This window comes from Sphingobacterium sp. BN32 (assembly GCF_030503615.1).
Taxonomy (GTDB): Bacteria; Bacteroidota; Bacteroidia; order Sphingobacteriales; family Sphingobacteriaceae; genus Sphingobacterium.
The window spans coordinates 2,174,077-2,189,227 of record NZ_CP129963.1 but is presented as its reverse complement, the minus strand read 5'-3'; the positions used below and the strand labels follow the sequence as shown (position 1 = coordinate 2,189,227).

The window sequence follows — 15,151 nt, the reverse complement described above, 5'->3', positions numbered from 1 at the left end:
CTAATTAAGCAATAAAATAAAATGAAGATTTTTCATGCGATCTGTTTGCTGCTATTTTGTTCAGTCTTCTCGATTGCCAATGGGCAGGAAACAAAAGAATTAACCATTGCCGGAAAGGTGATAAATGCTGCAGGAAATCCCATGTCGGCAGTATCCATATTTGTGAAGGACAAGCCTTCCGCTGGAACATCGACAGGCAATGACGGGTTATTTAAGATAACGGTCAATTATGGTGATAAAGTGGTGTTTAGTCATACCGGCTATGATCTCCAAGAATATTTAGCAATTGAATCGAAGGCTGATTTAGTTATTGAGCTTGTTGAAAAGAGTTCTGATATCGATGAGGTTATCGTGGTCGGCCTTGGAAATGTTCAGCGTAAGATAAGCTCCGTAGGGGCGATTACTACGGTTGATGTTAAGAGTTTACAAACTCCGGCTCCTTCGATTGCCAATTTGCTTGGTGGACGCGCTGCAGGGGTCATTTCGATGCAATCGAGCGGTGAACCTGGGAAGAACATTTCTGAATTCTGGGTGCGTGGAATCGGTACTTTTGGTGCCAATAGCAAGGCGCTAGTTTTGATTGATGGACTCGAAGGTGATCTGAATACGATTGATCCTGCCGATGTGGAAAGTTTCTCGATCTTGAAGGATGCGTCGGCAACGGCAGTTTATGGGGTGAGAGGAGCAAATGGTGTTGTATTGGTAACAACGAAGCGCGGATTGGTAGACCGTATTCAAATTACAGCAAGAGCAAATTCTACACTTTCTCATCTGAATAGATTGCCTCAATATCTACGTGCTTATGACTATGCCTTATTAGCTAATGAGGCAACAGCACTTCGCGGCCAGAGTCCATTGTACGATCAGACAGAAATGGGTATTATTCGCGATGGTTTGGATCTGGACATGTATCCGGATGTAAACTGGCAAGAGGAGATATTAAATAAAAATTCTTGGAGACAAAGTTACTACGTCAGTGGTCGTGGAGGTTCGGAAGTGGCGCGCTACTTCTTAAGCTTAGGCGGGAAGAACGAGTCTGCAGCTTACAAAGTTGATCCAAATAGCGTTTATAGTTCCAATGTAGGTTTCAATACGTATAACTACCGTATCAATCTTGATGTTAACTTAACGAAAACAACAAAGGTTTACTTAGGGTCGGATGGTTTCTTATCGCAACTGAAGCAACCTGGTGTTGCCAATACAGAATACATTTGGGGTGCGCAATCACGATTGACGCCTTTAGCGATTCCAACACAATATTCAAATGGTATGCTGCCAGGCTTAGGCGGCGAGGATGCATCATCGCCTTATGTGATGATCAACCGTACAGGTAAAGCATTGGATGAAGCCTTCAAGGGCAAGGTCACATTGGCCTTGAATCAGGATTTTGATCCATGGGTTAAGGGCTTAAAATTTAGAGCACAAGGTGCTTATGATGTGCATAGTTTCTTTGAAGAGCGTAGAAAGGTGCAGCCAGGACTTTCCAAAGCATTAGGACGTGCTCCAGACGGTTCGCTTATTATGCAACAGACTGTATTAGAGGAGAAGGCGACATATAAGAAAGAAATTAAGCAGTACCGTAAATATCACTTTGAATCCGTTATTAACTACGATAGGCAGTTTGGCAGCGATCACCGCACATCTGCATTGATATATTACTATTTGAGCGATGCAAAGCATACGGATGACGCTAAGAACAACCTGGAGGCGATTCCATTGCGTTATCAAGGGGTATCCAGTCGATTGACTTATGGATTCCGTGATACCTATCTACTTGATGTGAACTTTGGTTATACCGGATCTGAAAACTTCCAGCCAGGCAGACAGTATGGATTCTTTCCGTCGATTGCTTTAGGATGGGTTCCAACTGGCTATAGATATTTACAAGAGAATGCACCATGGCTTAATTATTTTAAGATCCGTGCTTCCTACGGGACAGTTGGTAATGACCGTATTTCCGAAATCAGATTCCCCTATTTAACGAAAGTCAATCAAAACGATGTTAATGTGTGGGGAATTCCGGGAATTGAAACGATTAATGAGACGCGTATTGGTGCAGACAATTTGGCGTGGGAGCGAGCTATAAAATCAAATATCGGTTTTGAAGGAAAGCTATTCAATAACAAGATTGATTTTGTGTTTGACATTTTCAAAGATCAGCGTAACGGTATCTTCCAACAACGCGTACAAGTGCCTTCTTATGTGGGCGTCGTTTCCAACCCATTTGCAAATGTTGGGCGTATGAAAAGCTCAGGTGTCGATGGTAACATTAGCTTCACACATAACTTGTCAGATCGAATGGGCTTCACCTTACGAGGAAACTTCACATATACAAAAAACCTCGTTCAGAATTGGGAGCAAGCTTATTTAGAGTACCCTTATTTAGAATTTAATGGATTCCCTCATAAGTCTATTCGTGGATATCAAGCCTTAGGTCTATTCAAAGACGAAGAGGATATAAAGTACAGTCCTAAGCAGTCTTTTGGAGAAGTGTTACCTGGCGATATCAAATACAAAGATGTTAATGGCGATGGGGTAATAGATGCTTTAGACCAAGTGCCTCTAACACACAGTAACTATCCGCTAGCGATGTTTGGCTTTGGTGGAGAATTTCGCTTTAAAAACCTGACTTTGGGCCTTTTATTTAAAGGAACCGGCCGGACATCTTTCTTCTATGTAGGACAGACGATGGAGGTAAACAAAGAGAAAAAAGTGAATGGTATGGGGTATATGCCTTTCTTCAACGGGAATGAAGGTAATGTGCTTTCTATAGTGGCCGATCCTAACAATCGTTGGATACCGATGGATTACGCAGTTGCGAATGGTATCGACCCTTCATTAGCCGAGAATCCAAATGCGCTATTTCCAAGATTACAATATGGTAATAATGCGAACAATAGTCAGCTTTCCTCATTTTGGCAGGGGGATTCTCGATATATCCGTTTCGAAGAATTGACTCTCAGCTATAATGTTTCGCCGAATTTCGTAAAACGTATAGGCGTAAAATCGCTTGATTTACAATTCGTGGGCACTAACCTGTACATCTGGGACAAGGTGAAGATATTTGATCCGGAGCAAGCTGCTTGGAATGGTCGAAAATATCCAATTCCATCAACTTACTCAATGCAAGTATATCTTAATTTTTAATGGATAAAGTGATAAATAAAATGAAATTAACGATCATAAATAAAATAGCTAAACTGTCGGTTTTGGTAATGGCTATTGCCTCAACATCCTCATGTAAAGATTATCTAAACATCGATAATTATTTTGATGATGAATTCAATATAGACTCTGCATTCAGCAGTACAAGAAATATCGAAGCTTATATGTGGGGGGCGGCCTCGATGTTCCCGGATGAATCCAATACCGTTCGATTTGGATACACGCCCGGACCGATGGCTACGGATGAGGGATTCAACGGATTGACAGGTGGTGGTTCGACCAACGTTTATTACGGGATGGATTATGTGACGGGGAATATCAATCCGGATTTCTTCGGTGCAGGCTCGTCCGCGTCTAATTATAACCTGAATCAATGGGCGAGATACTATAAGATTATTCGTAAGTGCAATAGCATTTTGGCTAATCTCGATGTCCCTCGGGATCTAAGTACGGCCGACCGCCATCGTATTGAAGGTTATACTCGCTTTATCCGCGCTTATGCATACTACAATATCTTAGTGGATTATGGTCCTGCCATTCTATTGGGCGATGAAATCGTCAATACGAATGAGCCGATTGAGTATTACGATCGCCCAAGAGCAACCTACGATGAGACGATGGACTATACGGTCGAAGAGTTTGAAAAAGCAGCTCAATTTTTACCTGCCGAAGTGTCGATTTTAGATTTTGGAAAACCTAGCAAAGGAGCAGCTTATGCCTTGATTGCGCGTCTTCGTTTGATTCATGCGAGTCCGTTGTTCAATGGCGGCCCTGTCGCTGCTTCTTACTTTGGTAGTTGGACCCGCAAAACAGATGGAGTACATTATGTATCGCAACAATATGATGAGAAGCGTTGGGCAGTCGCAGCAGCAGCAGCAAAACGTGTTATGGATTTGGGGCAATATAAACTTTATACTGCGGTAGCAGACGATAAGACAAAACAACTCCCTCAGGGTGTAACTTCTGATCCGAATTTCTATGGACAGTTTCCGAACGGTGCTGCGGGTATTGATGCATTTCGTTCCTATTCAGAAATATTTACTGGCGAAGCCGTTCCTGCAACCAATAAGGAGGTTATTTGGGGAAGAAATACAGATTATATCAATGACTATATTACTAAAGGGGCTTTCCCGCCATCGTTGGGAGGTTGGGGTCGTTTCTGTGTGACACAAAAGGTTGTAGATGCTTATTTAATGGATGATGGTCGCACGAAGGAAGAGGCAACGGTTGATGGTTATTACTCGGAAATTGGTTTTACAACACAAGCGAAGCGATTTTCTGGATATCCTTTAAATGCAGGGGTGTACAATATGTATGCAAACCGCGAAATGCGTTTTTATGCATCGGTTGGATTTAACGAAGCTGTTTGGCAAGCTGAATCTAGCGCCTCTCTGAATAACTATACTGCAAAATATTATTATCAGGATGCGGACGGGCGTGGTGGAGTTACGGCGACTTCGCCTGATTATCCAATCACAGGTTATGTAATCAAAAAATTTATTCACCCGATGGATGCTTGGAGCGGTACAGGTGCTCGTCGTATGAAAAAATCGTATGCGATTATCCGCTATGCTGAGATCTTATTATCTTATGCCGAAGCGTTGAATAATTTAAAGGGGACTCATACGGTGGACTTAGGAGGGAGACAATATACAGTAAGCCGCGAAGAAGAGGCAATTAAGAATGCTTTCAATCAAGTGCGTTATAGAGCAGGGTTGCCAGGTTTAAATTCATCAAAAGTAGGCAACGCGCAAACAGTACAAAGTGAGATCGAGCGCGAGCGCATGGTTGAATTTTTATGGGAAAACAGACGGTACTATGATGTTCGTCGTTGGGGAATCTATGAAGAAACCGAGCGTGAACCAATCCGCGGGATGAATCCTGATGGAGCGACAAAAGAAACGTATTACAAACGTGTGATCCCGGGGACTTCATCCTTCTTAAAACGTGTTGTTCACAAGAAATTGGTATGGGTTCCTATTCCACGCGAAGAGTTACGCAGATTGCCATCGTTAGATCAAAATCCAGGATACTAAAATCATATTAATCGAAATTACATGAAACGTAGATATATAGCCATGATAGCCTTAGCGGGGTTGCTATCATCATGCAAAGACAACGAGTTGTTTGAAAAGGAAATGTATAAGAATGTGGTTGCTTTAATCAGCAGTTCCTATCACAATACTTTTCAAGAGGTTGTGCCATTGACAGGAGGGGAGACCGTGGGATACATTGCAGCATCGGTTGGCGGTACGCATCTTCCAGAGAACGATTTGCTTATTGAACTTACCGAGGATCAGGCGCCGCTAGACGCTTACAATAGATCGCTTTTTGATCTTGACGAAAGACTCTATGCGAAGTTATTGCCAAAGGAAAAGTATAGCATCGAAGATTATAAGATTCAAATCAAGGCTGGCGAGCGAACAGGAAAGACGCAGGTAAAGCTATTGGTTGATGGTCTCTCTCCTGATTCGACTTATTTTATCGCGTTGAAAGCAAATGAAGTGGGAGCGGTGGAAATCAATGCAAAGAAGAAAACGATTCTATACCAAATTCAAATTAAGAATGCTTATGCTTCACAGGCTTCCGATGCTTTTTATACGATGTCTGGTTCGGCAAATGATATTGTGACCGCAGGGAATAAAAAGTTATATCCATTGACAAAGAATTCCGTTCGTGTAGTTGTGGGGAATGAGAATTTTGAAAATAACGAAACCGCCATTGCAAAGACGTCGATGATATTAGAGGTGGGCGCAGATAACAAGGTGACGATCAAACCGTACAAGACTCTTCAGATCAAGCAATTGGAAGGGGATGAAAGATACCCGAATACGTATCATTTGGAAGAAACTTACGGTAGGAAATTCCATGTTTTCAATTTGAAATATGAATATCAGGTCGGTAAAACGCCGATTGTGATGCAGGAGGAATTACGTTTGGAAGTTAGGGATTAGATTTATTGATAATTTCTCGAATATATTCATCATTAGTGCAAATGTCGATTTCAAGTGTTCGAATATTAGATGTGGAAGTGGTTTAAATTCAGCGTTTTCTATATTTATAAATAAAACTAAAACTTAAGCGCATGAAGGCATTATCGAATCTTTCGAAATTTGAGATTAAAGAACAAAACGCTGTAAAAGGTGGAAAGGCATTACCTCCAGGAACATTCCCTTTACCAGGAAACCCTTTTTATTCATTTTCAATTAGTGAGTCATCGATCTTTCCAGGAACATTCTACTATTCAGTTTGGGATATGGATGGACAATATGTTGGCGGTTTTGTTCTTCAAAAGTAAAACAAGATTGGGGAATGAAGGAGAGGCTGTGTTTTTGCACAGCCTCTTTTTATTTATACCCTTAAGTCCATAATCCTCGTCACTCTAGAGCGCATTATTCTCAATAATTGCAATCAGTTTTGCTCTGTAGCTAGCGCTTATGGGGAGTTTTTCGCCTTTTACAGACGCATGGTTATCGACAAGAAAGTCCAAGTAGTTATTATTCAGGATGAAGGAGTTATGGATTCTGATAAAATTCGTCGGGAGCAGTTCTTCGAGTTGTTTCATGCGTTTATAAACCAGTACTGGAGAGTCATTTGCCAATACTACTTTGACGTATTCTTGTTGTGCTTCAAAATATAAGATATCATCGTAGTAAATTTTAATATGTTTTCGATCTGATTTGATGAACATAAATTCCTTTTTGCTTTCAGGAATGACGTAGGGTTTATTTGGATTTTGAGCGAGAAAATAATCTCTAACTTTTTCTACCGCTTGTACAAAGCGTTTGAAGATGATAGGTTTTAGGATGTAATCTAAGGCATTGTATTCATAGCCTTCCAAGGCGAAGCTGGCATAGGCGGAAGTAAAAATGATACACTGTCCTTTTGGGAGCAATGCCGCCAACTCCATCCCAGACATTTTGGGCATATTGATATCCAGAAAAACCAAGTCAACCTTTTCTTTTTCCAGGTACTGCATTGTATCAAAAGCGTCATAGCACTTTTGTTTTAATGACAAATAGGGGATCTTTTGAATATAATCTTCAAGCAACTGAACAGCATTTGGCTCATCATCGACTATTAGGCAAGTAATTATTTTCATAAAGGTAATTCTAAATTGGCATTGAAGATATTGTTCGTTAGTGTTCTCTCAAATTTATAGTTTTTCCCATAAAGTATGTCCAGGCGAGCTATAAGATTCTTTAAGCCGTTGCCGCCTTGCTGTTCATTTTTTTCTTCAAAAACTTTATTCGATACATTGATTTTTAATTTTCCGTCTGATGATTCAATTTTTAACGACAGATAATTCTCTTTGCTTCTTTTGTCGATTCCATGTTTGAAGACATTCTCTACTAGTGGAATGATGAGCATAGGTGGCAGTTCCACAGCATTGGGCACCACATTCATTTCGAAATCTACTTGCATCGGGTGCAACATTCGCATCCGCTCTAAGTCAATATAGTCCTTCAGGAATTGAATATCGATTGGGAGCTTGACGAGCGCCTTCGACGCTTCATCCACAAAATAGCGCATGATATTGGCGAGTTTTTCAATCAGTTGGGCGCTTTGTGGCGACTCGCGTTGTGCTACATAATAGATATTGTTAAGCGTATTGAATAGGAAGTGTGGTTGCACTTGTGCCTTTAATAAATCGAGTTCCACTTTGGACGTGTATTCTTTAAGCCGTTTCTGATCTTTACGCACATTAAAATAATCTAAAGCTAACCTAAATATAAAACTGAAAAGGTAGTTGATAATTAAGGAAGTCATTATACTCGCGTATACTTGAAAACTGGTGCTCTGGTCTTCTCCGCGGAAGTAGAGCTCATGGAAGTAAGAACGAAGTTCTACGCGAATAAAACAAATGATGCCGAGCAACAAGACCGTTGCAAGCAGGTAAGTAAAGACGCGGCCCTTAAAATAAAGTTTTGGCAGAAGAAAACAGGCGTTGCCATAGATTACCGCTAGCATACTAAACATATTGATGATAGTAAATACTAATGCATAGCCGAAGTCGGCATTTTGGAGGTAAGATGCGAAAGTTAGTGCCATCACAAAAAGCCAAGTAATGACTTGCAACTTGACCAGAGAAACCTCCCTATCGAAAAATTTAACCATAGTATTCAAGTTAGTAATACGCTGTTATATCCTCAATATTTTTCAATAGAATATTGTTTTTTATCAATGGATGTAAACATTGAAAATAGCTTGTCGTTCGTTAAAAATTCTAAGTCGTCTATTTAAACCGTTCTTATTTGAACTATGGACAAGCGCATATTTGTTTTGCAAGGAAATCATGGATAAATGCCATAAGCATAAAATATTAAAAACGAATATTAATAATGGATAGCAAAATGAAAAAAACACTTAACAAGATCGGCTTATTTCTAGTATTAGCACTTTTAATGGTTTCCTGTAGTAAAGATGACTCGCGATCTGGCGATTCTGATGGTTTTTTGCGCTGTAAGATTAATGGGAAATTACATGAGTTCAATTACAGTTTGAGTGCAAATGATAAACCTGATGATTGGAATAAGATACACTTCGTGACGGTCGGTGGTCACGAGTCAAAAGATATGGCCTCGCCAGGCTTTGGGTTTCAATTGGTTTCTGATGAGGGAGCTAAGGAGACAACTTATGTGACTGCGAATGGTGAAGGTCCTGAGTTAGTTGGGCAATACTATATTCAAAATGTTGTAGACGGAAAGATTGTGAGTACAACGGGCTATCGTGGAGACGGAAGTGATGGTTCAAGTTTTACATTAAATATTACGAGCTTGACCAAATGGGGGGTAAAAGGCACTTTCTCGGGTGTATTGGAGGGGGGAGGTGAATTCCTTACGGTGACTGAGGGTGAGTTTTCCGCACCATATAATAAGAACTAAAACATTGTTGAAACTATAAAAACGAATACTATGAAAGCAATTTGTATATCATTACTGATGCTGTTTTGTTTAACAGCTACACAGGTAAAAGCGCAAGGATTCTTAGATAAGATAGATCGTGCTGCTGATAAACTGGATAGAGCAACGAATACCGCCGATCGTGCGGCGAATAAAGCCGATAAGGCGGGTAAGGTTGGAAAGAAGCTTACGGGATTTTTCGGTAAAGGCAAGGAGGGAGAAGCTGGAATTAACAAAACTGTCGTAAAGATTGAGGGTATCAGTTACGAGCAACTGAATCAGCTGAACAAGAGTTTGAAATCTTGTCAGGGAGTCAGCGCAACGAATGTGGCTTTTAACAAAAACAGTTCAAAAATTATCGTATCGCATGCCGGTGGTAGTAATGAGCTACTTGATGAGATGATTAAGAAATCTCAAGGAATTCTCTCGAAAGATGCAATCGACGGAGTAGAGGAGGGTCAGATTGACTTATCGATAAAGTAGGGCATCTCTTTACAATTAACAATTTAAGAAACAACAAACTTATTCTGTATAACGTTAAATTTTTAAGTAAAATCACACAAAACGTTGTTAATTCCTATGAGTTAGCCTAACTCTACCGAGAAATCGGTAGAGTTTTTTGTTAATCCTTCCGGTACTTCTTTTGTTTTTTTGCCGTAAAAAGGAATTCTACCCGTATATCCGGGGTTTGTAACTTTCCTCTTCGATAAATAACTGGAAACTTTGTTATCAGTTTCGCTACGCGTAGTGCCTCTTGTTTGAAAATTTCAGACGATCCATAGACATGTATTATGCTATCTAATCTGCCCTGTTCATTAGCAAGTACATGAATTGCGGCAAATCCTGATTCCTCAATAGTTGGTAATGCTGACCAATTAATCAGCGTGTCGATGTGCCCATTTAGAAGAGCATCGCCCATGAACAGCGGTGTATTCTTAGACATGGAGTTGTCGAAGTAAGTTGTGCTTTTTAATATACCTTTATCAAAAACATACTCATACTCATGTTCGAAAACACTTGAGAATCCATGATGATCGTAAGTGAGAAGTTTACCATTAAATGCGATAACCGTATCCGAAAACCAGTCTGCTATCACTCGTCCGTTTTTGACCTTTTTGCCAAACATTTCGTTGAGATCTGCTTTAGCACTTTTACTTTCATTATAAATGTTGGTTAGATACAACCGATTATCGATAATTTCCCAATAGGCGACATATGCTCTCCAGCAGCCTGTTGAAAATCCCCTTAATGAGTCGGGGAAAAAGGGTTTATTATAATTGCTTTGATCAATCCATTGTTCCAACGGTAAAGCGTGTAGCAAGATAGTGTCTCCTTTGATAATTAGTCTGTCGGGTTCCTGCTCAGTAGCATAAGTGGAAAAAGAATAGTTAATTAAAAAGATGAAGGCAAAAATGGCGTAGTATTTCATGATATATTGGTTTTATATCATGATGATTTAAGTGAGTTAATTCCATAGAAATTTGGAATTTAATATTGTTAGTTCTTTTATTTTGAAATTATTTCGTCGGGTATGAAGTTCTATATTTCTTGATCATATACCAAGTTGCGGGCTTTAATGTTCTTTCTTTATTAATTGGGTGTCGTCCTGCACTTGTGAAAAATTCAACTTCATTGTTGATTTTTGAATACCAAACTTTGTTCACATGCTTTTCCTGGAGGGTATCTGTTTGAGTAATTTTTCTAAAATGTTCTAAATCTATTGGGTTGAGGACAAGTTTCTCAGCATGTCTGATTTCTTCTTTGCAGTCAATTTCTATATATTTTGTTCCATCCCAGTACATACAGCCATCAGTTTTAAGCTGAGAAACGGTCATATAGCAAAGCGTAGCAAAAGAGAGGCTTGCGGCCGATATAACTAGTATTTTGTTTAAGCCGTTTTTCTTTTTCGGCTTAGCAATTACTGTTGGTTTAAAGGGTTGACTCTGAACAATGTTATTATCCTTTTGAGCATATTCTATGCGATCTGACGTCTTAAACTCTACCTGTTGATGCTGTTGAAATGACTTTCGCCATTCTACAAATGGTCTTGGTTTAAAATCGATTAAAACAGCAAGCAATTTGGCGATAATTTCGTCTGGATTTCTCGTTGTACCATTAAGGAAGTTTTGTACAGACTTTAGTTTTCCTAATTCGGTAGTTTTAATAGCTTTTTCGAGATCATCTACTTTCACATTTGAATTAAAGTATTCTTCAAAGACAATTCTGTCTTCCTTGTTAAGTCCTTTGCAATATAGATATAGTGCATAGTTTCGAAGATTCGCTGGCGAAGGATTTTCTAGGCTAGTAGGTAAAGTCCCTTCATTGCGTTTCTTCGTGTAATCTGTTAAAACTTCCTCCCTAAAGATGTCGAATTCAAACATTGAACTAATTGGTTTTCGTCATTCGAAATAAAGCATAATATCTAAGATGTACAAATTGTCTGCTTGAAAATAGGAAATATCGGAAATCTATAAGAAATATCGGAAATACCGGAAATGTCTGATTTAAAGCTGTTAAACGCCTTTAGTTTTGTCCTATGAATTCTTCGATAGCTCGTTTACTATTAACGCAACTGTAGAGAATTCGTATGGTAGGCTTGTAGTTGAATCCTATGAAAAAGAGGAAGATTATTTGATTTTCCTATGAGTTTACTTCTTCCTTAAAATCAGAAGGCCTTCTGAAAAATTAATGAATGATACCATTTAGAAACAATGGTGTCGGGATAGTTTTTTGACTTTAAATTTTAGAAGAAATGAAAAATTTGTTCGTAGCTATGCTGCTGACTATGCTGTGTTCTGCAGGATACTCAAACTCCTTTGCAACTAGCGATGGTGATCCTCAGACGAATGGTGGTGATAAGGGATCCGTACGTCCTCCGACTAGGCCAGCGATTCCGCCGATCTTTCCTGATTTCTTAGGTTAAGATCCTTTAGTAAAAATGCAGGTAAAATCACTTTTACCTGTATTTTTTATTTGGTAATATTGCTTACCAAATTATTATCCATGCGATTTCAAATAATCACACTATTATTCAGCATAATACTGTTTTTCGGGTGCCATTCTAAGAGTCCGCAATTCGCCGAAATTGATACAGAATTAACTGCCGATAGTAATAGCAATTTTTCTAAAGCAAATTCCTTTCTAGAGTTAGGGATGAACGATAGCTCTTTTGTTTATTTTGATTTAGCAAGTGACGATTTTATACAAGCCGGTGATAGTCTTCATGCAGCAATATGTTTAATTCAGATGGCAATTACGTTGTCTGAAGAAGCGGATTATTATGCTGCACAAGAAACATCATTGGAGGCAGACAAGCTTTTAGATACGGCTAATAAGGCGCATTTAGACTTGTTGTCTTTTAACTATAATAGTTTGGGAAATGCGATTTCTGGTTATGGAGATAATGAGGCTGCCATTTTTTACTACGATCTAGCCGTAAAATATGCGGTCAATAAGGATCATGCACAAACCTATAAGAATAATAAAGCTGTAACTCTTTTTGAGGCGAAGCGTTTTAAGGAAGCTTTTCTTATTCATAAAGAGAACTTAAAATCTGCTGATAGAAAAGATAAGAATTATGCACGTTGTTTGTCCAACTACGCAAATACAAGATGGCGGATAGATGAAGCGTATAATCCGTTGCCTGACTTACATACAGCGTTAAAAATAAGAGAATCCGAATCAGACGATTTGGGCGTGAATTCCACGTTGTCACATTTATTTGAATATCACGATGGACGAAATTTGGATTCCGCCAAAATTTATGCTTCGAAATCTTTTGATTTAGCAAACAAGATTCAATTTAGTACGGATCAAATAAATGCTGCAGAGAAATTAATCAGGGTTAATTCCGATTCTTCAAAATACTACTTTGAAATCTATAAGCATCTGTCTGATAGCGTTCGAACGGCTCGTTTGAAAGCAAAGAATCAATATGCTTTGATTCGTTATGAGGCAGAGAAAAATAAGATTGATAATCTAAAGCTTCAGAAGGATGTTTTGGATCGGGATCTGCGAATTTCTAAAGAGCGGATCATTATGGTGGCTGTTATTGGCTTTGTTCTGTCTGCTCTTACATTTTTTATTTTGTGGGCGCAACGAAGAAAGCAGCGGATTACTATGGAAGCGGAAAATAAAGTTAAAGAGATACAATTGACCACTTCTAAAAAAGTACATGATGTGGTTGCCAACGGTATTTATCGCGTGATGACGGAATTGGAGCATAAGGATGAATTTGATAAATCGGAAATTTTAGATAAGCTGGAAGTTATGTATGAAAAATCTAGAGATATTTCCTATGAATCCTCTAAAGAAATGTGCGAAGAAAGCTTTGCAACTGATGTTTCTACATTGATCAGATCATTTGCAAATGAAAATATTCACATGTTTATTGTCGGTAATGATCCACATCTATGGCATAATTTATCAAAAAATGCAAAGAATGACTTACTGATAATTTTGCAAGAGATATTGGTGAATATGCGCAAACATAGCCAAGCTAACGAGGTGATATTTAGGTTCGAACAACGGGACAATTACTTACATATTTTATATCAGGATAATGGTGTTGGTTTAACAAATCCAAAAAAGATGGGGAATGGTATTCGGAATACGGGAAACCGTATGGAAAGGTTAAAGGGTAAATTTAATTTTGCTTCAGAGAAAGGGAAAGGAGTGAAAATAGAAATGAATTTACCGCTTCCTCAAAACTGACCAATATGTTTAGAAAAGTATTAATTGCAGAAGATCATGAAATCACTAATGTTTCGGTTCAACGAACCATCAGTGATATTGGTGTAGAAATAGCCAAATATGTTTATTACTGTGATGATGCTTTGGCGTGGATCAGTCGTGCATTACAAGACGGGGATGCGTTTGATTTATTAATTACGGACTTATCATTTGAAGAGGATTTCAATAAACAACGTATTGCAAGTGGTATTGAACTCATTCAGGCTGTAAAAGTTATTCAACCAAACTTAAAGATTATCGTTTTTTCAGGTGAAGATAGACCTGCCATCATTGATAGACTGTTCAGTGAATATGGCATAGATGGGTATGTTCGAAAGGCTAGGCGCGATGCCCAACATCTCAAGGAAGCATTCATAGCGATCGATCAAGCGCATACCTATGTTTCCTTTGATATTAAACAATCCTTAAAGCAAAGCCATACCTATGAATTCTCAAATATCGACATTCAAATTGTGAAATTGTTGTCGGAAGGTGTCTTACAGAAAGAGATTCCAAATCATCTCAAGCAAAGAAATATAAAGCCATCGGGATTGAGTAGTGTTGAAAAGCGATTGAACATGATGCGAGAAGTTTTAGCTTTTAACAAAAATGAACAGCTGGTTGCTTATTGTAAAGATAAGGGATTTATATAGTTTCTTTATTTAACAACCGGATTTACCAACCATCAATATTATGAAAACATATTATTACGTAAAGGATTCTCAGCGTATGGGACCTTATTCTTACAGTCAATTGGAGGCAGAAGGAATTACACCTGATACGCTTGTCTGGTTTGAAGGTCTTTCTTCATGGCAATTTGCGAAAGATATATCCGAATTAGATGAAATTTTCGAACCCAGGATCACCGAACCGTCTGTAGAATCTCTACCCGCGCTTCCTTTAGTTAACGTAAAGGAAGAAGATGTAATAAAAGAAGCGGTGAAGAATAAGGATAGCCATACGGCACCTGACGCTTCGGAGGAATCGACGACTGAATTGGTCACTACAAGACAAGGAATGTTTTCAAATCCGTTTGGCATTAAGGGCCGCATTCGCCGAACTGAATATTGGCTTTCTATGTTTATTTTCTATATATACGTCATAGTTGTTGGCGCAATGACGGGAGGGATTGAGGATCATGCAAGTGGAGATGAGGCTCTGTTCATGGTTCTGTTAAGTATTCCGGCTTATTGGTTTATAATTGTACAAGCTGCAAAACGCTGTCATGATCGGGGGAATTCAGGATGGTTTCAAATTATTCCGTTTTATGGTCTTTGGATGGCGTTTGCAGAAGGAGATTTTAACTATAATCAGTACGGTCCTAATCCAAAACGTTAATCCCTGATTTTCCT

At 38.9% G+C, this 15,151-nt stretch carries 14 protein-coding genes; 10 read left to right on the top strand and 4 right to left on the bottom strand.

Features of this window, described 5'->3' with window-relative positions; translation table 11 throughout:
- Nucleotides 1-21 precede the first annotated feature (21 nt).
- The 4 genes from QYC40_RS09170 to QYC40_RS09155 all read left to right on the top strand — a co-directional run bounded on the left by QYC40_RS09170 (nucleotide 22) and on the right by QYC40_RS09155 (nucleotide 6,463).
- Nucleotides 22-3,147, top strand: coding sequence for a TonB-dependent receptor (locus QYC40_RS09170; protein WP_301993685.1), 3,126 nt, complete (start codon nucleotides 22-24; stop codon nucleotides 3,145-3,147).
- Between the two features lie 20 nt (nucleotides 3,148-3,167).
- Nucleotides 3,168-5,201: a RagB/SusD family nutrient uptake outer membrane protein gene (locus QYC40_RS09165; protein ID WP_301993684.1), complete on the top strand. Its 2,034-nt coding sequence runs from the start codon at nucleotides 3,168-3,170 to the stop codon at nucleotides 5,199-5,201.
- A 21-nt stretch (nucleotides 5,202-5,222) separates the two neighbouring features.
- Entirely contained in the window at nucleotides 5,223-6,119 is an 897-nt protein-coding gene (locus tag QYC40_RS09160; protein ID WP_301993682.1) for a DUF4361 domain-containing protein, read from the top strand.
- Nucleotides 6,120-6,250: 131 nt separating this feature from the next.
- Nucleotides 6,251-6,463 carry a hypothetical protein gene (locus tag QYC40_RS09155; protein ID WP_301993681.1) on the top strand — a complete coding sequence of 71 codons (213 nt, stop codon included), beginning with the start codon at nucleotides 6,251-6,253 and terminating at the stop codon, nucleotides 6,461-6,463.
- An 84-nt stretch (nucleotides 6,464-6,547) separates the two neighbouring features.
- On the opposite strand, the gene QYC40_RS09150 is transcribed toward QYC40_RS09155, so the two are convergent.
- A complete protein-coding gene (locus QYC40_RS09150; RefSeq protein ID WP_301993680.1) occupies nucleotides 6,548-7,267 on the bottom strand; it encodes a LytTR family DNA-binding domain-containing protein in 720 nt (239 codons plus the stop codon).
- A complete protein-coding gene (locus tag QYC40_RS09145) occupies nucleotides 7,264-8,283 on the bottom strand; it encodes a sensor histidine kinase (protein ID WP_301993679.1) in 1,020 nt (339 codons plus the stop codon). The genes QYC40_RS09150 and QYC40_RS09145 overlap by 4 nt, the downstream gene beginning before the upstream one ends.
- A gap of 236 nt (nucleotides 8,284-8,519) precedes the next feature.
- Here QYC40_RS09145 and QYC40_RS09140 point away from each other — a divergent pair, with 236 nt between their 5' ends.
- Nucleotides 8,520-9,050 (top strand): hypothetical protein, encoded by a 531-nt coding sequence (locus QYC40_RS09140; protein WP_301993678.1) that lies wholly within the window; start codon nucleotides 8,520-8,522, stop codon nucleotides 9,048-9,050.
- Between the two features lie 30 nt (nucleotides 9,051-9,080).
- Complete coding sequence (locus tag QYC40_RS09135) at nucleotides 9,081-9,551, top strand: hypothetical protein (protein ID WP_301993677.1); 471 nt, start codon at nucleotides 9,081-9,083, stop codon at nucleotides 9,549-9,551.
- 139 nt (nucleotides 9,552-9,690) lie between these two features.
- Here QYC40_RS09135 and QYC40_RS09130 read toward each other — a convergent pair whose 3' ends face one another.
- Together QYC40_RS09130 and QYC40_RS09125 are read right to left on the bottom strand one after the other, a co-directional pair.
- The gene (locus QYC40_RS09130) at nucleotides 9,691-10,497 is read right to left on the bottom strand and encodes a hypothetical protein (RefSeq protein WP_301993676.1); all 807 of its coding nucleotides are present in this window, start codon (nucleotides 10,495-10,497) and stop codon (nucleotides 9,691-9,693) included.
- 88 nt (nucleotides 10,498-10,585) lie between these two features.
- Nucleotides 10,586-11,449: a hypothetical protein gene (locus QYC40_RS09125; protein ID WP_301993675.1), complete on the bottom strand. Its 864-nt coding sequence runs from the start codon at nucleotides 11,447-11,449 to the stop codon at nucleotides 10,586-10,588.
- A gap of 371 nt (nucleotides 11,450-11,820) precedes the next feature.
- On the opposite strand from QYC40_RS09125, the gene QYC40_RS09120 reads away from it, so the two are divergent.
- From QYC40_RS09120 to QYC40_RS09105, 4 genes are all read left to right on the top strand, one after another.
- Nucleotides 11,821-11,991: a hypothetical protein gene (locus QYC40_RS09120; protein ID WP_301993674.1), complete on the top strand. Its 171-nt coding sequence runs from the start codon at nucleotides 11,821-11,823 to the stop codon at nucleotides 11,989-11,991.
- 80 nt (nucleotides 11,992-12,071) lie between these two features.
- Nucleotides 12,072-13,781 carry an ATP-binding protein gene (locus tag QYC40_RS09115; RefSeq protein ID WP_301993673.1) on the top strand — a complete coding sequence of 570 codons (1,710 nt, stop codon included), beginning with the start codon at nucleotides 12,072-12,074 and terminating at the stop codon, nucleotides 13,779-13,781.
- A 5-nt stretch (nucleotides 13,782-13,786) separates the two neighbouring features.
- Nucleotides 13,787-14,452, top strand: a complete 666-nt coding sequence (locus tag QYC40_RS09110) for a response regulator (protein WP_301993672.1) — start codon at nucleotides 13,787-13,789, stop codon at nucleotides 14,450-14,452.
- A 40-nt stretch (nucleotides 14,453-14,492) separates the two neighbouring features.
- Nucleotides 14,493-15,137 (top strand): DUF805 domain-containing protein, encoded by a 645-nt coding sequence (locus tag QYC40_RS09105; RefSeq protein WP_301993671.1) that lies wholly within the window; start codon nucleotides 14,493-14,495, stop codon nucleotides 15,135-15,137.
- Nucleotides 15,138-15,151 lie beyond the last annotated feature (14 nt).